The organism is Streptomyces laurentii, assembly GCF_040635425.1.
GTDB lineage: Bacteria > Actinomycetota > Actinomycetes > Streptomycetales > Streptomycetaceae > Streptomyces > Streptomyces laurentii.
Genome location: NZ_JBEYHT010000003.1, coordinates 207,666 through 226,782, shown reverse-complemented (window position 1 = coordinate 226,782; position 19,117 = coordinate 207,666). Strand labels below are relative to the sequence as shown.

General features: G+C 72.9%; 18 protein-coding genes, 1 pseudogene and 1 riboswitch. Of the genes and pseudogenes, 6 read left to right on the top strand and 13 right to left on the bottom strand.

What is annotated here, in order from left to right:
• Window positions 1-311 (top strand): annotated as a pseudogene (locus ABZ693_RS03640) (hypothetical protein); the annotation flags it as partial.
• A 57-nt stretch (window positions 312-368) separates the two neighbouring features.
• Here the strand turns inward: ABZ693_RS03640 and ABZ693_RS03635 are convergent.
• The 3 genes from ABZ693_RS03635 to glyA form a co-directional block, all read right to left on the bottom strand.
• A complete protein-coding gene (locus ABZ693_RS03635; RefSeq protein WP_359872897.1) occupies window positions 369-959 on the bottom strand; it encodes a 2'-5' RNA ligase family protein in 591 nt (196 codons plus the stop codon).
• Window positions 960-1,107: 148 nt separating this feature from the next.
• Window positions 1,108-2,121 (bottom strand): tryptophan--tRNA ligase, encoded by a 1,014-nt coding sequence (trpS, locus tag ABZ693_RS03630; RefSeq protein WP_359872895.1) that lies wholly within the window; start codon window positions 2,119-2,121, stop codon window positions 1,108-1,110.
• A gap of 171 nt (window positions 2,122-2,292) precedes the next feature.
• The gene (gene glyA, locus ABZ693_RS03625; protein ID WP_359872893.1) at window positions 2,293-3,564 is read right to left on the bottom strand and encodes a serine hydroxymethyltransferase; all 1,272 of its coding nucleotides are present in this window, start codon (window positions 3,562-3,564) and stop codon (window positions 2,293-2,295) included.
• Between the two features lie 87 nt (window positions 3,565-3,651).
• Window positions 3,652-3,741: riboswitch (ZMP/ZTP riboswitch) on the bottom strand.
• Between the two features lie 110 nt (window positions 3,742-3,851).
• On the opposite strand from glyA, the gene rocD reads away from it, so the two are divergent.
• Complete coding sequence (gene rocD / locus ABZ693_RS03620) at window positions 3,852-5,060, top strand: ornithine--oxo-acid transaminase (protein ID WP_359872891.1); 1,209 nt, start codon at window positions 3,852-3,854, stop codon at window positions 5,058-5,060.
• Window positions 5,061-5,192: 132 nt separating this feature from the next.
• Here rocD and ABZ693_RS03615 read toward each other — a convergent pair whose 3' ends face one another.
• The 3 genes from ABZ693_RS03615 to ABZ693_RS03605 all read right to left on the bottom strand — a co-directional run bounded on the left by ABZ693_RS03615 (window position 5,193) and on the right by ABZ693_RS03605 (window position 7,861).
• Window positions 5,193-6,383 (bottom strand): glutathionylspermidine synthase family protein, encoded by a 1,191-nt coding sequence (locus tag ABZ693_RS03615; protein WP_359872889.1) that lies wholly within the window; start codon window positions 6,381-6,383, stop codon window positions 5,193-5,195.
• Window positions 6,384-6,389: 6 nt separating this feature from the next.
• Complete coding sequence (locus ABZ693_RS03610) at window positions 6,390-6,683, bottom strand: hypothetical protein (protein WP_359872887.1); 294 nt, start codon at window positions 6,681-6,683, stop codon at window positions 6,390-6,392.
• A 173-nt stretch (window positions 6,684-6,856) separates the two neighbouring features.
• Complete coding sequence (locus ABZ693_RS03605) at window positions 6,857-7,861, bottom strand: GlxA family transcriptional regulator (RefSeq protein WP_359872885.1); 1,005 nt, start codon at window positions 7,859-7,861, stop codon at window positions 6,857-6,859.
• 96 nt (window positions 7,862-7,957) lie between these two features.
• Here ABZ693_RS03605 and ABZ693_RS03600 point away from each other — a divergent pair, with 96 nt between their 5' ends.
• Entirely contained in the window at window positions 7,958-8,866 is a 909-nt protein-coding gene (locus tag ABZ693_RS03600) for a dienelactone hydrolase family protein (RefSeq protein ID WP_359872883.1), read from the top strand.
• A gap of 29 nt (window positions 8,867-8,895) precedes the next feature.
• Here the strand turns inward: ABZ693_RS03600 and pdxR are convergent, their stop codons facing one another.
• On the bottom strand, window positions 8,896-10,362 hold the full coding sequence (gene pdxR, locus ABZ693_RS03595; RefSeq protein ID WP_359872880.1) for a MocR-like pyridoxine biosynthesis transcription factor PdxR: 1,467 nt from the start codon (window positions 10,360-10,362) through the stop codon (window positions 8,896-8,898).
• A 47-nt stretch (window positions 10,363-10,409) separates the two neighbouring features.
• Between pdxR and ABZ693_RS03590 the strand changes: the two genes are divergently transcribed.
• Together ABZ693_RS03590 and ABZ693_RS03585 are read left to right on the top strand one after the other, a co-directional pair.
• On the top strand, window positions 10,410-10,958 hold the full coding sequence (locus ABZ693_RS03590) for a carboxymuconolactone decarboxylase family protein (RefSeq protein WP_359872878.1): 549 nt from the start codon (window positions 10,410-10,412) through the stop codon (window positions 10,956-10,958).
• Window positions 10,955-11,767 (top strand): isocitrate lyase/PEP mutase family protein, encoded by an 813-nt coding sequence (locus tag ABZ693_RS03585; RefSeq protein WP_435842332.1) that lies wholly within the window; start codon window positions 10,955-10,957, stop codon window positions 11,765-11,767. Before ABZ693_RS03590 ends, ABZ693_RS03585 begins: the two co-directional genes overlap by 4 nt.
• Window positions 11,768-11,788: 21 nt before the next feature.
• Here ABZ693_RS03585 and ABZ693_RS03580 read toward each other — a convergent pair whose 3' ends face one another.
• From ABZ693_RS03580 to ABZ693_RS03555, 6 genes are all read right to left on the bottom strand, one after another.
• Complete coding sequence (locus tag ABZ693_RS03580; RefSeq protein ID WP_359872877.1) at window positions 11,789-12,685, bottom strand: serine/threonine kinase C-terminal domain-containing protein; 897 nt, start codon at window positions 12,683-12,685, stop codon at window positions 11,789-11,791.
• Between the two features lies 1 nt (window position 12,686).
• Window positions 12,687-13,070, bottom strand: a complete 384-nt coding sequence (locus tag ABZ693_RS03575; protein ID WP_359872875.1) for a hypothetical protein — start codon at window positions 13,068-13,070, stop codon at window positions 12,687-12,689.
• Complete coding sequence (locus tag ABZ693_RS03570; RefSeq protein ID WP_359872873.1) at window positions 13,063-14,919, bottom strand: AbeC-like domain-containing protein; 1,857 nt, start codon at window positions 14,917-14,919, stop codon at window positions 13,063-13,065. Before ABZ693_RS03570 ends, ABZ693_RS03575 begins: the two co-directional genes overlap by 8 nt.
• A gap of 278 nt (window positions 14,920-15,197) precedes the next feature.
• Window positions 15,198-16,187, bottom strand: a complete 990-nt coding sequence (locus ABZ693_RS03565; RefSeq protein WP_359872871.1) for a malate dehydrogenase — start codon at window positions 16,185-16,187, stop codon at window positions 15,198-15,200.
• 418 nt (window positions 16,188-16,605) lie between these two features.
• Complete coding sequence (locus ABZ693_RS03560) at window positions 16,606-17,265, bottom strand: DUF3017 domain-containing protein (protein WP_359872869.1); 660 nt, start codon at window positions 17,263-17,265, stop codon at window positions 16,606-16,608.
• A gap of 2 nt (window positions 17,266-17,267) precedes the next feature.
• Window positions 17,268-18,128, bottom strand: coding sequence for a bifunctional methylenetetrahydrofolate dehydrogenase/methenyltetrahydrofolate cyclohydrolase (locus ABZ693_RS03555; protein ID WP_359872867.1), 861 nt, complete (start codon window positions 18,126-18,128; stop codon window positions 17,268-17,270).
• 258 nt (window positions 18,129-18,386) lie between these two features.
• On the opposite strand from ABZ693_RS03555, the gene ABZ693_RS03550 reads away from it, so the two are divergent.
• Window positions 18,387-19,112 (top strand): RDD family protein, encoded by a 726-nt coding sequence (locus tag ABZ693_RS03550; RefSeq protein ID WP_359872865.1) that lies wholly within the window; start codon window positions 18,387-18,389, stop codon window positions 19,110-19,112.
• Window positions 19,113-19,117: the final 5 nt, after the last annotated feature.

The following is a 19,117-nucleotide window of genomic DNA, read 5'->3' as shown; positions in this document are numbered from 1 at the left end:
GTGGACCGGCACCTTCGTACGCACGGCGCGGCGGTCCTCCGATTGCTGATGGATTGCTCGGCGAATCCTATCGTCGGGCGAAAGCTTCGGGGGCGGAGGGGCCGGCGTCCGAGGGGCCGGTGTCGGAGGGATCGGCGTCCGAGGGGCCGGTGGAAGCGGCGCTCGCGACCACGCCGGAGGCGGTCGCGACGGCGATCGAGCTGGGGCTGCGGCGCCGCTCGGAGACGGTGTGGGTGCCGGGCGCGCTGCGCGTGGTGATGACGGCGGTACGGCATATGCCACGCCCACTGTTCCGCCGCCTGCCGATGTGACCGGCGGGAAGGGAGCGGGCGAGGCGGCAGCGGGGAGGCATATGCCCCGCCGGGAGGTCAGCGCGTGGTGCTCGGCTCGTCGACCGGGCTGCCGCCCTGCGCCGGGACGGCGGTGATCGCCCGCCCGCTGCCGAACTCGTACTCGCAGAGCTTGCGCCACACCTCGTCCGCGCCCTGCTCGTACAGCGCGAAGGAACAGCAGGTCCACGCCGCCTCGAAGCCGGCCAGCTCCGCGAATGCCTGATCCATGGCCTCTTCGGCGATGCCGTGGGCGACGGTGACGTGCGGGTGGTACGGGAACTGCAGCTCGCGCGGCACGGGCCCGGCCTCGTCCCGGATGCGCTGCTGGAGCCGGTCGCAGCCGTCGGTGCCCTCGGCGAGCTTCACGTAGACGACCGGGGACACGGGCCGGAACGTGCCGGTGCCCTCCAGGCGCATCGCGAACGGGTCGCTGAGCGCGGCGATCGCGGCCAGGTGCGCCTCGACGGCGGGCAGCCGGCCGGCCTCCACCTCGGTCGGCGGGAGCAGGGTGACGTGCGTGGGAATGCTGTACGCGGCGGGATCGCCGAAGCCCGCGCGCCGCTCCTGGAGCAGGCTGCCGTGAGGCTCCGGGACCGCGATCGAAACGCCGAGCGTTACGGTCCCCACGTCGTTCTCCTCAGTCGTACGTCGTCGTCCGTCGATGGTCGGGTGCTGTCGGACGGTGCAGTCGCCAGTGTGCGTCCTGCACCGCCCTCCTGGCCAGGGCCCTTGGCCTCCGGGCCGCCGGTCCGCGGCTGCTCGGCCGCCGGTCCGCTCAGTGGCGGGCGGAAAGGAAGCCGATCCGCTCGTACGTCTGCGCCAGCGTCTCGGCGGCGACGACCCGGGCCTTCTCCGCGCCCTTGGCGAGGATCTTGTCCAGGGTCTCCGGGTCGTCCAGGTACTCCTGGGTGCGGGTCCGGAACGGCGTGACGAAGTCCACCATGACCTCGGCCAGGTCGGTCTTCAGGGCGCCGTACATCTTGCCCTCGTAGCTCTTCTCCAGATCCGCGATCGGCGTCTCGGTGAGCACGGACATGATGGTGAGGAGGTTCGAGACGCCGGCCTTCTCCACCGGGTCGTACCGGATCACGGTGTCGGTGTCGGTGACCGCGCTCTTGACCTTCTTCGCGGTGGCCTTCGGGTCGTCGAGCAGGTTGATCAGGCCCTTGGGGCTGGAGGCCGACTTGCTCATCTTGATCGTCGGGTCCTGCAGGTCGTAGATCTTCGCGGTCTCCTTGAGGATGTACGGCTCAGGGATCGTGAAGGTGTCGCCGAAGCGCGTGTTGAAGCGCTCGCCGATGTCGCGCGTCAGCTCGATGTGCTGGCGCTGGTCCTCGCCGACCGGGACCTGGTGCGCCTGGTAGAGCAGGATGTCCGCGACCTGGAGGACCGGGTACGTGAAGAGGCCGACGGTGGTGCGGTCGGCGCCCTGGCGGGCGGACTTGTCCTTGAACTGGGTCATGCGGGAGGCCTCGCCGAAACCGGTGAGGCAGTTCATGACCCACGCCAGCTGGGCGTGCTCGGCCACGTGGCTCTGGACGAAGAGCGCGCTGCGGTCGGGGTCGACACCGGCGGCCAGCAGCTGGGCGGTGGCGAGCCGGGTGTTGGCGCGCAGCTCGGCGGGGTCCTGCGGGACCGTGATCGCGTGCAGGTCCACCACCATGTAGAAGGCGTCGTGGGACTCCTGCAGCGCGACCCACTGACGCACCGCACCGAGGTAGTTGCCGAGGTGGAACGAGCCTGCGGTGGGCTGGATTCCGGAGAGCACACGGAGACGTTCAGAGGCCATGCCACTCATTGTCTCAGGTATGGACCCCGATTCCGGACGGGGGAGCGAAGCCGGTCCCCGGTCGCCCGGAAGCCCCGCGGCGGAGGAAACGACGGAGGGGACGGGGCCACCGGGCGGGCGGTGGGGGCCGGCCGTGGCCCGCCCCCACCCCTTCCTCCGCGGCGGCAGGCCTTACAGCGGCAGGCCCGGGGCCGGGAAGGCCGCCATCAGTTCGGCGACCTCCGACCGGATGACCTTCAGCGCGTCCTCGTCGCCCCGGCCCGCCGCCGCGACACCCCGGGTGATCCAGTCGGCGACGAGCGGCATATGCGTGTCGTCGAGGCCGCGGGAGGTGAGGGAGGGGGTGCCGATACGGATGCCGGAGGGGTCGAAGGGCCTGCGGGGGTCGTACGGGACGGTGTTGTAGTTGACGACGATGCCCGCCCGGTCCAGGGCCTTGGCCGCGATCTTCCCGGGGACCTCCTTGGCCGTGAGGTCCATGAGGATCAGGTGGTTGTCGGTGCCGCCGGAGACCAGGTCGAAGCCGCGCGCGAGGAGCGCGTCGGCGAGGGCGCGGGCGTTGGCGACGACGGCGTGGGCGTAGTCGCGGAAGGCCGGGCCGGAGGCCTCGTGGAGGGCGACGGCGATGGCGGCGGTGGTCTGGTTGTGGGGGCCGCCCTGGAGGCCGGGGAAGACCGCCTTGTCGATGGCCTTGGCGTGCTCGGCCCGGCTCATGAGCATCGCGCCGCGCGGGCCGCGCAGGGTCTTGTGGGTGGTGGTGGAGATGACGTCGGCGTGCGGCACCGGCGACGGGTGCGCGCCGCCCGCGATGAGGCCCGCGATGTGGGCGATGTCGGCGACGAGGACGGCGCCGGCCTCGCGGGCGATCCCGGCGTACGCGGCGAAGTCGATGGTGCGGGGCAGCGCGGTGCCGCCGCAGAAGATGAGCTTGGGGCGTTCGGCGAGGGCGAGGTCGCGGACCTCGTCGAAGTCGACGAGCCCGGTGTCCTGCCGTACGCCGTACTGGACGCCCCGGAACCACGTACCGGTCGCGGACACGCCCCAGCCGTGGGTGAGGTGGCCGCCCATGGGCAGCGCCATGCCCATGACGGTGTCGCCGGGCTTCGCGAAGGCGAGGTAGACGGCGAGGTTGGCCGGGGAGCCGGAGTAGGGCTGGACGTTGGCGTGGTCGGCGCCGAAGAGGGTCTTGGCGCGTTCGACGGCGAGGGTCTCGACCTGGTCGATGTTCTGCTGGCCCTCGTAGTAGCGGCGGCCGGGGTAGCCCTCGCTGTACTTGTTCTGCAGGACCGTGCCAGAGGCTTCGAGGACGGCGGCGGAGACGTAGTTCTCGCTGGGGATGAGACGCAGGGTCTCGGCCTGGAGGCGTTCCTCGGCGCCGACGAGGGCGGCGATCTCCGGGTCCGCGGCGGCGAGTGCGGGATGGTGGGTGGCGGCGTTGCTCATGGCGGTTCGCTCCTGTGGGAGGCGGGCTGCGGTCCCGGGTGCGGCCTGGTGCCGGCGAGCGGCGAGGGCACGGGACCGGTCGGTGTCCCGTGATGCCCAGGCGGGCGGCATCCCGTGTGTCTGCCCCGCGCGGCTCCCCCGGGGTCGGTTCCCCGTACGCCAGTCGCCGTGCGTGCGTCCAGGGTATCGGGCGCGACGCGGCGCGCAGGTTTCTTCGTCCCGCATCCGAGCGACGATAAGAACGGGGTGCCACACCCGCCCCTGGCCGCAGGACGATCGGAGATCCCGTGTCGAGGACGCAAGACGAGCTCGCTGCCGCGGACGCGCACAGCGCGCACAACTACCACCCCCTGCCCGTGGTCGTCGCCTCCGCCGAGGGGGCCTGGATGACCGATGTCGAGGGACGCCGGTACCTGGACATGCTCGCCGGGTATTCGGCGCTCAACTTCGGGCACGGCAACCGCCGGCTGCTGGACGCGGCGAAGGCGCAGCTGGAGCGGGTGACGCTGACGTCGCGCGCGTTCCAGCACGACCGGTTCGCGGAGTTCTGCGGGCAGCTCGCGGAGCTGTGCGGCAAGGACATGGTGCTGCCGATGAACACGGGCGCGGAGGCGGTGGAGACCGCCGTGAAGACCGCCCGCAAGTGGGGGTACGAGGTGAAGGGCGTGCCGGACGGGCACGCGAAGATCGTGGTGGCGGCGAACAACTTCCACGGCCGGACGACGACGATCGTCAGCTTCTCCACGGACCACGAGGCGCGCGACCACTACGGCCCGTACACGCCGGGCTTCGAGATCGTGCCGTACGGGGACCTGACCGCCATGGAGGCGGCGGTCACCGAGAACACGGTGGCGGTGCTGATCGAGCCGATCCAGGGCGAGGCCGGGGTGCTCGTGCCGCCGGACGGGTATCTGCGCGGGGTGCGGGAGCTGACGGCCCGGCGGAACGTGCTGTTCATGGCCGACGAGATCCAGTCGGGTCTGGGCCGTACGGGGCGGACGTTCGCGTGCGAGCACGAGGGCGTGGTGCCGGACGTGTACATCCTGGGCAAGGCGCTGGGCGGCGGCGTGGTGCCGGTGTCGGCGGTGGTCGCGGACCGGGACGTGCTCGGGGTGTTCCGGCCGGGTGAGCACGGGTCGACGTTCGGCGGCAATCCGCTGGCGTGCGCGGTGGCCCTGGAGGTGATCGCGATGCTGCGGACGGGCGAGTACCAGCAGCGGGCGACGGAGCTGGGCGAGCATCTGCACGCGGAGCTGGGGATGCTCGTGGGCGGCGGGGCCGTGGAGACGGTACGCGGGCGCGGGCTGTGGGCCGGCGTGGACATCGTGCCGTCGCACGGCACGGGCCGGGAGATCTCGGAGCGGCTGATGGCGCGGCGCGTCCTGGTGAAGGACACGCACGGGTCGACGATCCGGATCGCGCCGCCGCTGGTGATCACCAAGGAGGACCTGGACTGGGGGCTGGAGCAGCTGCGGGCGGTGCTGTCGGAAGGCTGACGGGCCGGCGGCACACCGCTGACGGGCGGGTCCGGGCCTCGGCCCGGGCCGGCCTGTCCGGCCAGGCCAGGCCAGACCAGACCAGGTCAGGACAGGTCAGGACAGGTCAGGACAGGCCGGTCAGAGGTCCGCTCAGAGGATGACGTGCGGGATGAAGCGGGCGTACCCGTCCGTGACCGGGCCCGACGACTCCCGGATGCCGAGTCCCGCCGCCTCGTCGCCGACGGTCCACGCGCCGAGCACGACCCGGTTGCCGTCGAAGTCGGGCAGCGGGGCCAGCTCCTGGTAGCAGAGGCGTTCGTCCCGTACGGCGGGCGTGGACACGCTGCCCGGCTCGTGCAGGGTGACGCCCTCGCCCTCGCGGCCGAGCAGCGGCTTCGCCGCCCATCCGGTGGTGGTGGCGAGTTCGCGCGGCCCGTCGAGGTAGGCGGGGAGCAAGTTCGGGTGGCCGGGGTGGAGTTCCCAGAGGATCGCCAGGAGCGCCTTGTTGGAGAGCAGCATCTTCCAGGCCGGTTCGATCCAGAGGGTGCTGCCGGTGCCGCCGCCGTTGTCGAGGGTGTCGAGGACGTGCGGCCCGAAGGTGTCCGTGGTCAGCCACTCCCACGGGTAGAGCTTGAAGCAGGCGCGGAGGAAGCGGAGCCGGTCGTCGACGAACCGTCCGGTGATCCGGTCCCAGCCGATCCGTTCGACCGACAGCGCCTCGGTGTCGAGGCCGGCCTGCTGGGCGGTCTCGCGCAGGTACGCGACGGTCATCAGGTCCTCGCCGAGCTCGTCGGCGTCGGAGTGGGCGAAGTGCACCGGGCTGCCGGGCGGCAGCAGATGGGCCTGCCGGCGCCAGGCGTCGACGAGCCGTTCGTGGAGGGAGTTCCACTGGTCGGCACCGGGGAACCGTTCCTCCATCCAGAACCACTGCGGGCTCGCGGCCTCCACCAGGGAGGTGGGGGTGTCGGCGTTGTACTCCAGCATCTTGGCCGGGCCCGTGCCGTCGTAGTGCAGATCGAACCGGCCGTAGAGGGACGGGAGTTCGGCCCGGCGGTGCCAGGACTCGGCGACCCGGGCGACGATCCGGGGATCGGTGATGCCGAGCTCGGCGAAACGATCCTTCTCGACGATGTGCGCCGCCGCCCCCAGGCACATGGCGTGCAGTTCCTCGACGACCTCCTCCAGCGCCTCCACCTCGGGCAGGCTGAAGGAGTAGTACGCGCTCTCGTCCCAGTAGGGGCGCAGCGAGTTGTCGGGGTACCGGGTCAGGGGGTAGATCAGGCCCTGCTCCTCGACCGTCCGCTGCCAGTCGGGGCGGGGCTCGATGGTGTGGCGCCGCATGCGGGATCAGCCGCCGGAGGAGGAGTGGCCGCCGAAGCCGCCGCTGGAGACCGCCGACTTGTCGAAGCTGCCGCCGCTGACCTTGCCGCTGCGGACCGAGCCGCCGTAGTAGTAACGGCCGGTGCTGGAACTGCCGCTGGAGCTGCTGCCGTTGCCGTCATGGCACTTGTAGTCGGGGAGCTCCTTGTACGTGACGGGGTCGATGCACCGTTCGTCGGGCTCCGAACCGCACGCCGTGAGCGTCGCCGCGAGGAGGCCCACCCCGCCGAGTACCACCGTGCTCGACCTGAGTCTGCGCATGATGACGCGTCCCCTTCCCCGTTCCCGTCGCGTGGTTGCGATCGCACAGTGTAGGCCCGCCACAGCCCGCCGCCCATGCCCGGGGCGTCCGGTCCGTTCGCGGGGCCGCCTTTCGTACGGCACGGGCTGCCCTTTCGTACGGTGTACGCCGGTCTGGGCCTCGGGAGGGCGTGTCAGTCCGTACGGCGGAAGGCCGCGCGGTACGCGGCGGGGCGGCGGCCGGTGTGCCGGGCGAAGAGGGCGGCGAAGGTGCCGGGGTCGCGGTAGCCGACCGCCGCGGCGACGGCGGCGACGGTCCGGTCGGTGGTCTCCAGGAGGTGCCGGGCACGGCGGACGCGGGCGGCCTGGAGATGGGCGAGCGGGCTGTGCCCCGTCTCGTCCGCGAAGCGCCGCAGCAGCGTCCGGGCGCTCACCCCGAAGGCGGCGGCCAGCGCCGTCAGGTCGTACCGGGCGGCGAGGTCCTGGTCGAGCCGGCGCATGACCCGCTGCGCGAACGCGCTGCCGGGCCGGGGCAGCAACTCCGGGTCGACGTACGGGGTCTGCGCGTCGCGCGCGTCGTCGACGAGCGCGATCCGTGCCGTCGTCCGCGCCACCCGGGCGCCGCTGTGCCGCCGGATCAGGTCGAGCGCGAAATCGTACATGGCGCTGAAGGCGGCGGTCGTCGTCACCCCGGTGTCGGTGACGACCAGGTCCTCGGCGCGGACGTCGGCCTCCGGGCAGCGGCGGGCCAGGTCGGCGGCGAACAGCCAGGCCGTGGTGGCGCGCCGGCCGCGCAGCAGGCCGGCTTCGGCGAGCAGGAAGGCGCCGACGCAGAGGGAGACGACGGCGGTGCCCTCGGCGGCGTACGTACGGACGGCGTCGATCTCGGGGGCGAGCGGCGCGAGCCGCGCGTCCAGGTCGGCGCCGGGAAGGAGCGCGAAACCGGGGACGACGAGGACGTCGACGTCGCGGCGCGGCGGGGTCACGTCCAGGGCCGTACCGCCCGAGGCGAGGACGCGGCGGCGCGGCGAGACGACCGAGACCCGGTAGCCGGGGGCGCCGGGCCCCGCGACGTGCGCGGCCATGGTCAGCAGGTCGGGTACGCCGAAGACCTCGGAGGCGAAACAGCCCGGGTAGGCGAGGACGGCGACGCGCAGCGCGTCCGCGCCCCCTGTGTGCTCCGACTCCGGCTTCCCCACGGCCCGCTCCCTCCCCCGACAGCGTGGCGAGATTACCCGTACACCTGGCGGTCCGGCCTCTCCCCCGGCCCCGGCCGGCCGGTCCACGCTGGCCCCATGAACGCTGATCCGAAGGACGAGGCCGACGCGACGGACGAGGCCGACGCGAAGAACGAGGCCGACGCGAAGAACGAGGCCGACGCGACGGCCGAGGCCGACGCGAAGAACGACCCGATCGACGACTTCGGCCGCCGTCGCGTCGACGTCGACGGGGTGGTGAAGACGGTGTACGTGGCCGGGGCCGGGCCGGGCGTCGTGCTGATGCCGGAGATGCCCGGCATCAGCCCGGACGTGCTGCGGCTCGCGCGGTGGGTGCGGGACGCGGGCTTCACCGTGTACGTGCCCTCCCTCTTCGGGACGGACGGCGCGTGGCCCACCGTCGAGGGCGGCCGGAAGGTCATGCGCCGGGCCTGCGTCAGCGCCGAGTTCCGCGCCTTCGGGGGCGGCGGGACCAGCCCCGTCGCGTCCTGGCTGCGCGGGCTGGCCCGGCGGGCGCACGCCGAGTGCGGCGGGCCGGGGGTCGGCGCGATCGGGCTGTGCTTCACCGGCAACTTCGCGCTCACCATGGCCGTCGACCCGGCGGTCGTCGCACCCGTCGTCAACCATCCGTCGCTGCCGCTCGACGACCCCGGCGGCCTGGAACTCGGCGAGGACGACGCGCGGGCGCTGCGCGAGCGGGCCGAGCGGAGCGGGCTCACGGTCCTCGCGTACCGCTTCGAGGGCGACCGCTGGTGCACGGGGCAGCGGTTCGCGGCCTACCGGGCGCTGCTCGGCGACGCGTTCGACGGGCGGGTGCTGCCGGACGGCGCGGCGAACCCGGCCCCGCCGCCGTTCTTCGCCGAGCTGGTCGGCACCCCGCACAGCGTCGTCACCGCGCACCTCGTCGACGAGGCGGGGCATCCGACGGTGCGGGCGCGGGACGAGATCCTGGCCCATCTGGCCGCGCGGCTGCGCCCGGATTCCTGAACACTGATGAAGACAGAGGGTGTTGCCCCTCAGGGCAGCACCCGCATGAGCGCCTCCAGCGCCCCCGACCAGGCGCTGTCCGGCGGGGTGCCGTAGCCGACGACCACGCCGTCGGCCACCGGCGGCGCGTCCGGGTGCCGGAAGCGGGCGACGCCGAGCAGGGCGACGCCGTGGGCGGCGGCGGTGCGGAGCGTGGACTGCTCGGTGCCCGGCGGGAGTTCGAGGACGGCGTGCAGTCCGGCCGCGATGCCGCGCACCCGGATGCCGGGCGCGTGCGCGGCGACCGCGGCCACCAGCTGGTCGCGGCGGCGGCGGTAGCGCAGCCGCATGGCCCGGACATGGCGGTCGTACGCGCCCGAGGCGAGGAACTCCGCGAAGGTGAGCTGCTCGGTGGAGCCGGACACCCAGTCGATGTCCCCTTTGGCCGCCGCCACTTCGTCGGCGAGGTGCTCCGGCAGCACCATCCAGGCGAGCCGCAGGCCCGGCGCGAGGGACTTGCTGGCGGTGCCGAAGTAGACGACCCGCTCGGGGTCGAGTCCCTGCAGGGCGCCCACGGGTTGGCGGTCGTACCGGAACTCCCCGTCGTAGTCGTCCTCCAGGATCAGCCCGCCCGCCGACCGCGCCCAGTCGACGGCCGCCGCCCGCCGGGCCGGGGTGAGCGCGCCGCCGAGCGGGAACTGGTGCGCCGGGGTCATCAGGACCGCGCCGATCCCGCCCATGCCCCTCAACTCCTCGGTCCGGGTGCCCTGTTCGTCGAGGCCGACGGCCGGGACGCGCAACCCCTGCCGGACGAGCAGGTCCCGGTGGACGCGGAGGCCGAAGGAGTCGACGCCCACCGCCCGTACCCCGCGCTCGTGCAACACCCGCCCCATCAGCTGGAGTCCGTGCACGAAGCCCGAGCAGACGACGATCCGGTCCGGGCGCGCGTGCACGCCCCGGGCGCGGGCCAGGTACTCGGCGAGCGCGGTGCGCAGTTCGATCCGGCCGCGCGGATCGCCGTACCCGAAGGCGTCGTTGGGCGCCGCCGTCAGCGCCTTGCGGGCGGCCTTGAGCCAGTCGCCGCGCGGGAAGGACGCGACGTCCGGGCGGCCGGCCAGCAGGTCGTAGGCGGGCACGCCGGCCATCCGGAGGCCGGGCGGCAGATCGTAGGCGTGCACACCGGGCGTCGCCCCGGCGGGCGGCAGCGGGCGGGGCGGGACGGCGGCCCGGCGGCGCGGCTCCGCGCGCGGGTCGGACCGCGGGGCCACCCGGGTGCCGGAGCCCTGCCGGGCGGTGAGCCAGCCCTCGGCGGTCAGTTCGGCGTACGCGTCGGCGACGGTGTTGCGGGCCATGCCGAGGTCGGCGGCGAGGGAGCGGGAGGACGGCAGCCGGGTCCCGGCCGTCAGACGTCCGCTGCGCACGGCCTCCCGCAGGGCGTCCATGAGGGCCTTGCGGCGGCCGCGGCCGGTGAGGTCCAGATGAAGATCGGAGCCGAAAGTGGCCCACTCGTTTGCCATGAGAATGGACCATACCGGGGGTCCTTCCGCGTCCTACGGTGGTCGGCATGACGACCACCGCACCGAACACCGCGCTCCCCGCCGACGCCGGGGACACCCAGGGGACCGAGCAGCCCGCGTACGCGCCCGAGCACAAGGCCCGGCTGGCGTTCGTCCAGCTGCACCCCGACTTCTACCAGGCCATGGTGGGCCTGGAGCGCGCCAACGCGAAGCACCTCGACCCCACCCTCTACGAGCTGATCAAGATCCGCGCCTCGCAGATCAACCACTGCGCGTTCTGCGTGGACATGCACAGCAAGGAGGCACTGGCGGCGGGCGAGACCACGCAGCGGATCATCCAGCTGTCCGCCTGGCAGGAGGCGCGGCACTTCTACACCGAGCGCGAACTGGCCGCCCTCGCGCTGACCGAGGCCGTCACCGTCCTCACCGACGGGTTCGTGCCCGACGAGGTGTACGCGGAGGCCGCCCGCCACTTCGACGAGACCGAACTGGCGCATGTCATCGGCGCGATCACGACCATCAACGCCTGGAACCGGATCGCCGTGACGACCCGTATGGTGCCGGGCCACCACAAGCCCCGCGCGGCCCAGCGGTGAGCACGGACCCGACGGCCGCGACGGCCACGTCGACGGCGGCCGCGACGGCGGGGACGGCGGCCGCCACGCTCCGGGCCCTGCACCACGACCGGCCCGCCGACCGCCCGCTGGTCCTGCCGGGGCCGTGGGACGCGTTCTCGGCGCGCGCGTTCGAGGAGGCCGGGTTCCCGGCCCTGGCGACGCCGAGCGCGGGCATCGCGGCGGTGCTGGGCTACGCGGACGGGCAGACTCCGCCGGACGAGATGTTCGCGGCCGTGGCGCGGATCGCCCGCGCCGTGTCCGTACCGGTCACGGCCGACGTCGAGGCCGGATACGGCCTGTCCGCCAAGGAGTTGGTCGCGCGGGTCCTGGAGGCCGGCGCGGTCGGCGTGAACCTGGAGGACACCGCCCCGGGGCGGGTCCTGCGCGATCCGCGCGAGCAGGCCGACTGGCTCGCGGAGGTACGGGAGGAGGCCGGCCCGGCGCTCGTGATCAACGCGCGCGTGGACACGTACCTCCACGGCAGCGGCAGCGGCAGCGGCAGCGGCAGGGTCGCCGAAGCCGCCGAGCGCGCCCGGCTGTACGCGGCGGCGGGCGCGGACTGCGTCTACCCGATCAAGGCGCCGGCCGCCGCTCTGCCCCGGCTGCGCGAGGCGGGCGTCGAGGGACCGCTCAACTTCCTCCCCCTGCCCGGCGATCCGTCGTTCGCCGAGCTGGGACGCCTCGGGGCGACCCGGATCACCTTCGGCCCGGGGCTGCTCCACCGCTCCCTGGCGGGTCTCGGCGAGCTGGCCCGCGGGCTGGCCGCCGACGCGGGGACGGCCGCGTAGGCGCGAGAGGACGGCCCGGGGTCACGAGGTGGTGGGCTTGAAGTACCTCAGGGCCGTGTCGAGGATCTCCCGCTGCTTGGGCCAGTCGGTGTCCGGCCCGCCGACGAGCACGATGCGGCGCACCGCGTCGTCGCCGACGAAGGCCCGGGCGACGACCTGGCGGCGGCCCTCGGAGCGGTGGTACGCGTACACCAGCTCGGCCTCGTCCGCCCCGGTCTCCTCAAGGCTGATCTGCTCGAAGTCGGGATTCTTGGCGACGTCCCGCGAGACCGTCTTCAGCGCCTCGTACGGGGTCAGGCCCGGCTCGCCGATCTCGAAGACCTGCATCAGGGAGGAGTCGTCGGGGGCGTTGAAGAAGACGCTGCCTCCGGCGGTGGTGCGGCTCCAGCCCTCGGGGACGGCGACGGTGAAGCCGTCCTCGTCCTCGACGATCCGGTAGCCGATCGGCGGCGTCGCGTCCGCGGAAGCGGAATCGGACGGCGAGGGGGAACCGGAATCGGACGGGGACGCGGAAGCGGAGTCGGACCCCGGCGCGCTCGCGCCAGGCGCGGCCGACGCGCCGTGGCCCGCACGACCGCTGTCTCCCCCGTCCCGGCCCCACAGCAGCCAGCCGCCGATCCCACCGGCCACCAGCACCGCGGCGGCGACGGCCGCGACGAGCACGTGACGGGAGGGGCCGGGCGTCGGCGGCTCCGGGGACCCGGGGGACGCCGGGACGTACGACGGCGGCTCCGGCGGAAGGGGTGGCAGCGGCGGAAGCGGAACCACTGGCCCGGTGCCCTGTCCCGTACCCGGAGCGGGGCGGGGTACGAGTCCGGGGGCCGGTTCCGGCACCGGCGGCGGGCCGGCCGGGGCCGGGCCCGACACCCAGCTCTGCGACTCGTCGTTCCACCACGCCCCGCCGCCGTTCCTGGCCATCTCAGCCTCCGAGCAGCACGGTGACGGCCTGCCCCACGGCCGCCGCCGAGGCGAACAGGCCGGTCAGCGCCCCGGCGTCGGCGAGCGCCTGGCGCAGCCGGGCCAGCCGGCCCTGTCCCGCGGCGCCCGACTCCTCGATCTCGCTCTCTGCTCCGGCGAGCTCGCCGTCGAGTCCGGCGGCCTGCGCGGGGTCGGCGAGCCGGCCCAGGTCGGCGCGCAGCTCCCGGATGGCGGCGAGCAGTTCCGCCTGCCGCGGGTCCTGTTCGCCCCCGGCCCCGGCTCCTCGTACGGTGAACTCGACGTGATTGTGGTCGCCGATGGTGACGTTGCCGCCGGTGTCACCGATGCGGATGCCGCCCGCCGCGGGGTTGTCGCGCTCAGCCACGCTTGCCTCCGGAGCCCTTCTTCGTCTTCGTGATGGTGACGGACTTGCTGCTGACCTTGTTGTGGTCGCCGACGGTGACGTTCCCCTGTGTCCCCTCGATGAACATCCCACCCTCGCCGACCTGCACGATCTTCTGCTCGAACTCGGCGGTCTCGTACCCGGCTTGGCGGAGTGCCACGGTCACCCCGTTCGCCACCCGGTCCTGGATGCTCTTCAAGTAGCGGCTGACGTCCATCTCCTGGAACAGGGAGGCGGCCGGTTCGGCGGCCAGTTCCCGGACGGACCGGAGCGGCCCCTCGGGCAGGGCCCGCCCGTATCCGCCCGTACTGAGCGCGCCCAGGTTCTTCAGCGCCCGCCAGAGGGTCACGAGGGCCTGTCCGGTGAAGTGCGAGGTCTGGCCGAGGGCCCAGACGGCCTTGCCGCCCTGGTGGTTGTGCCGGTAGCGGTGGGCGATCCGGTCGGCGTTCCGGTAGAGCGACGCGACCGGGCGCAGCACGTGCGGCGCCACCTCCAGCATCAGCATGCCGCCCTGGGTGTGGACGCGGACGAAGACGGTGGTGACGATCTCCTCGCCCCAGCCGCCGACCCTGATCCGCAGGAAGTGCCGGCGGGTCTCGCCGCCCTCCTCGATCGCGCCGGCGCGGTGCCGCTCGAAGTCCTCGTCGGTGTACGGGGCTTCGTCGCGGCTCGGCAGCCCGTCGATGGGCAGGAAGACCACCTCGTCGAGCTCCAGCTCGCGCAGCCGGTCGCGGACGACGCGGTCGTGCTGCGACGGCGGCTCGCGCAGCGCCTCCAGGAGCGGCACGATGTGGCGCAGGATGGCGCTGTTGTCGAGGGGTTCGGGCGGGCCGTCGAGGTCCTCGCGCGGGCGCAGCTCGACCGAGAGCGACCAGGTCTCGTAGGGCTTCCCGGCGCCGCAGAACGGATTTTCGGAGCGGTACATCACGAGCCGCGACGTCTGCTCCATCCTGACCTGCTCCCGCAGCCGGCGGAATCGCAGGCCGAGCGCCTGCTCGGCCGGGTCGCCGCGCGGATCGGCGAACCGGGCCCGGGACAGCTCCCCGGTGAGCGCGCGGGCGAACCAGCCGCGCTGCACCGCCGCGACCCCGGCCACCAGCGGCAGGACGGCGAACGCGACCAGGGCCTGCAACGTACCGATGCCCCACAGCGCGCCGACGGTCGGGACGAGCGCGATCCCGGGGATCAGTTCCTGGAGCGCGGCCAGGGGCACCAGAAGAGCCCTGAGCACGGTCGCGAAGAAGCCGATCGTGTCCGACTCGTCGCTGAAGAGGAGGTCCACGTACGTGACCACGGCGAGGACGTAGAGGAGGAGCGCGTACAGCCGGAGCAGGAAGGCGGGGACGGTACGGAGGAGGGGCGCCGGGAGGTCCTTGCCGTGGATCTTGCGCGCGAGGGCGAGCAGCAGCACGGGCACGATCAGGATCAGGACCAGGCCGCCGGTGAGGGCGTAGGCGACGATCCACAGGCCGAGGATGGCGGCGGATCCGCCGAGTTCGATACGGCGGGCGCGCAGGGCGTGGGCGAGGACGCGGGCGGCGTCGATGCCGAGGGAGGGCGCGACGACGCGCTCCTCGTGGACGTACAGCTCGTCGATGACGGCGTCGCGGAAGGCTTCGTCGAGGTACGCGCCGGCGCACAGCAGCCGGGTGGCCTCGCTGGCGGCGGGGTCCGCGCGCCGGAGGTCGCCGGGCGGGCGGACAGGGGGCGGCTTGGCCGCGAGCGGGCCGGGCGGAGGCGAACCGAGCGGAGGCGAGCCGGGCGAGGGCGACCCGAGCGCCGGCGGGCCCGATGAGGACGGGTCCGGTGTGGACGGGTCGGGCGCGGGCAAGTCTGCCGCGGGTGGGTCGGGCGCGGGCGGCGGTGGGCCGGGCGAGGGCTCCGGTGGCGGGCCTGGCTGCTGAGGCAAGGGTGACTGCGTCATTGTTCCCCCGAACAAGTGAACTACCCATGTGTGGCGCGGAATTGACGCGCCGTCGGCCATGCGGGGGGACAGCATAGAACGCACGACGCCCCCGGCCCAGTGGCCGGGGGCGTCGTGCGTGTACGGGTGTCGCGGAGAGCCGGGACTCGGTCCGAGCCGGGGCTCCGTCAGACCGGGAGCCGGTCTCAGATGAGGCCGAGCTCACGGACCGCGTCGCGCTCCTCCGACAGCTCCTTGACGGAGGCGTCGATGCGGGTGCGGGAGAACTCGTTGATGTCCAGGCCCTGGACGATCTCGTACCGACCGTCCTTGCAGACGACCGGGAAGGAGGAGATGAGGCCCTCGGGGACGCCGTAGGAGCCGTCCGACGGGATACCCATGGAGGTCCAGTCGCCCGCGGCGGTGCCGTTGACCCACGTGTGGACGTGGTCGATGGCGGCGTTGGCGGCGGAGGCGGCGGAGGACGCGCCACGGGCCTCGATGATCGCGGCGCCGCGCTTGGCGACGGTCGGGATGAAGGTGTCGGCCAGCCACGCCTCGTCGTTCACGACGTCGGCGGCGTTCTTGCCGGCGATCTCCGCGTGGAAGATGTCCGGGTACTGCGTCGCGGAGTGGTTGCCCCAGATGGTGAGGCGCTTGATGTCCTCGACGGAGGAGCCGGTCTTCTGGGCCAGCTGCGTCAGCGCGCGGTTGTGGTCCAGGCGGGTCATCGCGGTGAAGCGCTCGGCCGGGACGTCCGGGGCGGCGGCCTGGGCGATGAGGGCGTTGGTGTTGGCCGGGTTGCCGACGACGAGGACCTTGATGTCGTCCGCGGCGTTGTCGTTGATGGCCTTGCCCTGCGGCTTGAAGATGCCGCCGTTGGCGGCGAGCAGGTCACCGCGCTCCATGCCCTTGGTACGCGGGCGGGCGCCGACGAGCAGCGCGACGTTGGCACCCTCGAAGCCCTTGTTCGGGTCGTCGAAGATGTCGATGCCCTTGAGCAGCGGGAAGGCGCAGTCGTCGAGCTCCATGGCGGTGCCCTCGGCGGCCTTGACGCCCTGCGGGATCTCGAGGAGGCGCAGCTTGACCGGCACGTCCGCGCCGAGCAGGTGGCCGGAGGCGATGCGGAACAGCAGCGCGTAGCCGATCTGGCCGGCCGCGCCGGTCACGGTGACATTCACGGGAGTGCGGGTCATGGCGATCTCCGTAAGACAGCTGGCGGTGGGGTTTCCCTGCCCCTGATGCTGGATGTCTCCTCCTGATCGATCGATGTCTCGACGTGAAGAGATATCCGGCGATCAGGCTATCGGACCCGGAACCATCCGCACCCCCAACCCCTTGTGTGACGGCTCACTGCCGCCTCGGATGCACCCGGGTGCGCGCGGGCGCACCCGGATCCGCCCGCACGCCGCGTCCTCACCCCCACCCTCCCCCTCACGCAAGGTAGCGGAATGGTCACTTCCGTCACCTCCGTGCCACAACGCTCCGTCACACCTTGAACCCCGTTGGCACGTACATGACTCTTGATCACGGCGGCGCCCGCCCTCCCACGGGGGAGAGGACGGGCGCCGCCTGCGTGTCTTCACATGTCCGCGGGGTCAGCGGGGTCAGCGGTCAGGTCACCGTCAGATGGAGGACGTCCTCCAGGAACGGGATCCGCAGCCAGGGTTCCGGCTGCACCATCAGCGACAGGAACACGATCAGGCCGCCCATCACGCCGTACGTGATCATGTCGGTGAACCGCGAGCGCACCGCCAGCATCCCGACCGACGGCAGGCTCCGCCGCAGCACCGCGCCGGTCAGCAGCGCGGCCCCGATGAGCAGCCCGCCGATCCGGAACGCCTGCGGGAACAGGTCGGTGCCGACGACGAGCAGGCCGAGCCCGGCCAGCCCCAGCACGGTGAGCAGCGGCCACTGACGGGCGGGCGCGGGCGCGTCGCCGGGGGCCGCGCGGCCGCCGCCCTCCGGACGTACGGTCCCGGTGGTGAGCGTCGCGCGCGGGTGGCGGCGCGGCGCGCCGTCCGCGTCGCCCTCCTCGTGCGCCTCCTCCGTACCGCTCGCGTCCGTACCGCTCACGTCCGTACCGCCCTTGTCAGCCGGAACGGACGGCGCGTCGAGGCCGGCCCGCTGCGCGTCGGACGGCTCGGGCGACTCGGACGGCTCGGACGGCTCGGGCCGTCCGGCGGACTCGGGCTGCTGTTCGACGGACTCGGGCTTCTCGGGCTGCCCGGGCTGCCCGGGCACGGCGGCCCGGCCATCGGCGGCGGCGGACACGGTCAACGGATCCCGGCCGCGCGCTCCGCGGCCTCGACGACGTTGACCAGGAGCTGGGCGCGGGTCATCGGCCCGACACCGCCCGGGTTCGGGGAGAGCCAGCCGGCGACCTCGGCGACGCCCGGGTGCACATCGCCGACGATCTTGCCCTCGCCGTTGCGCGAGACGCCGACGTCGAGCACGGCCGCGCCCGGCTTCACGTCCTCCGGCTTGATCAGGTGCGGCACGCCGGCCGCCGCCACGATGATGTCCGCGCGCCGCAGGTGCGCCGACAGGTCGCGGGTGCCTGTGTGGCACTGGGTCACGGTGGCGTTCTCGGAACGGCGGGTCAGCAGCAGCGGCATCGGGCGCCCGATGGTGACACCGCGGCCGACGACCACGACCTCCGCGCCCGCGATCTCCACACCGTGCCGGCGCAGCAGCGTGATGATGCCGTTCGGGGTGCAGGGCAGCGGGGCGGGCTCGCCGAGGACGAGCCGGCCGAGGTTGGTCGGGTGCAGGCCGTCGGCGTCCTTGTCCGGGTCCATGAGCTCCAGGACGCGGTTCTCGTCGATTCCCTTGGGCAGCGGCAGCTGCACGATGTAGCCGGTGCAGGACGGGTCCGCGTTGAGTTCCCGGACGACCGCCTCGATCTCCTCCTGCGTCGCCGTCTCCGGCAGCTCCCGCTGGATGGAGGCGATGCCGACCTCGGCGCAGTCACGATGCTTTCCGGCCACGTACTTGCGGCTGCCCGGGTCGTCGCCGACCAGGATCGTGCCGAGGCCGGGGGTCACACCCCGCTCCTTGAGGACCGCCACGCGGGCGGTCAGATCGGACTTGATCGCGGCCGCGGTGGCCTTGCCGTCGAGAATCTGGGCGCTCATGCGGCCATCCTCCCGGATGACCCCCACCGGATTCCAATTCCGGTTCGCGAATCCGACCCTTAGGTTGCACTTACACAACTTCGCACGGTACTGACGCGTATCGACTGGACAAAAAGTCGCCAGCGTGAGGACGATGATCCGCGCAGTGCCGCGGGCAGTGCCGGGGGGCAAAACCGCTCATTTGTTGCGAAACACTTGGCGCATATTCCTCCGCTCGGACCGCGTCGTCCCCGCAGTACATAACGGAGGAAAAACTCGATGAGCTTCGGCGACCCGAACAACCCCTACGGCCAGCAGCCGCAGGGCGGTCAGCAGCCCGGCCAGCAGCCCGGTTACGGCTACCCGCAGCAGCCCGGCCAGCAGCCGGGTTACGGCTACCCGCAGCAGCCCGGCCAGCCGGGCGCGTACCCGCAGGCGCCGGGCACGGTTCAGGCCAACAACGGCTACATATCCCTGCACGGTCTCGGCACCGTCCAGGTCGCCTCGATGGGCCGTCGCCTCGGCGCGCGCCTGATCGACGGCGTCGCCATCACCGTCGTCTACTACATCCTGGCGGCCATCGGCCTGGCCGGTGTGGTCGGCGCCGGCACGACCATCGACGACTGCACGAGCGAGACCTACGGCACCGCCGCGTACCAGTCCTGCGTCGACGACCAGGCCGCCGCGCTGGGCGGAGTCTTCGCCGCCTTCTTCGGCGTGATCTTCCTGCTCTTCATCGCCACCATGCTCTACGAGTGGCTGATGATCGCCTTCGTCGGCGCCACGCTCGGCAAGATGGCGCTCGGCCTGAAGGTCGTCAAGGAGAACACCGGCGGCAAGCCGGGTCTCGGCGGCGGCTTCATCCGCTGGATCATCCCCATGGTCGGCTCGCTCGTCTGCGGTATCGGCGCGCTGCTCGTCTACCTGTCGCCGTTCTTCGACAGCACCGGCAAGACCCAGGGCTGGCACGACCGCGCCGCCGGCACGGTCGTCATCAAGAAGTAACGTTC

Coding starts and splice junctions, on each gene's coding strand:
- trpS (WP_359872895.1), bottom strand. CDS start 2,121: ATGGCCTCTGAACGTCTCCGTGTGCTCTCCGGAATCCAGCCCACCGCA.
- glyA (WP_359872893.1), bottom strand. CDS start 3,564: ATGAGCAACGCCGCCACCCACCATCCCGCACTCGCCGCCGCGGACCCG.
- ABZ693_RS03615 (WP_359872889.1), bottom strand. CDS start 6,383: ATGCGGCGCCACACCATCGAGCCCCGCCCCGACTGGCAGCGGACGGTC.
- ABZ693_RS03610 (WP_359872887.1), bottom strand. CDS start 6,683: ATGCGCAGACTCAGGTCGAGCACGGTGGTACTCGGCGGGGTGGGCCTC.
- ABZ693_RS03600 (WP_359872883.1), top strand. CDS start 7,958: ATGAACGCTGATCCGAAGGACGAGGCCGACGCGACGGACGAGGCCGAC.
- pdxR (WP_359872880.1), bottom strand. CDS start 10,362: ATGGCAAACGAGTGGGCCACTTTCGGCTCCGATCTTCATCTGGACCTC.
- ABZ693_RS03590 (WP_359872878.1), top strand. CDS start 10,410: ATGACGACCACCGCACCGAACACCGCGCTCCCCGCCGACGCCGGGGAC.
- ABZ693_RS03580 (WP_359872877.1), bottom strand. CDS start 12,685: ATGGCCAGGAACGGCGGCGGGGCGTGGTGGAACGACGAGTCGCAGAGC.
- ABZ693_RS03565 (WP_359872871.1), bottom strand. CDS start 16,187: ATGACCCGCACTCCCGTGAATGTCACCGTGACCGGCGCGGCCGGCCAG.
- ABZ693_RS03555 (WP_359872867.1), bottom strand. CDS start 18,128: ATGAGCGCCCAGATTCTCGACGGCAAGGCCACCGCGGCCGCGATCAAG.
- ABZ693_RS03550 (WP_359872865.1), top strand. CDS start 18,387: ATGAGCTTCGGCGACCCGAACAACCCCTACGGCCAGCAGCCGCAGGGC.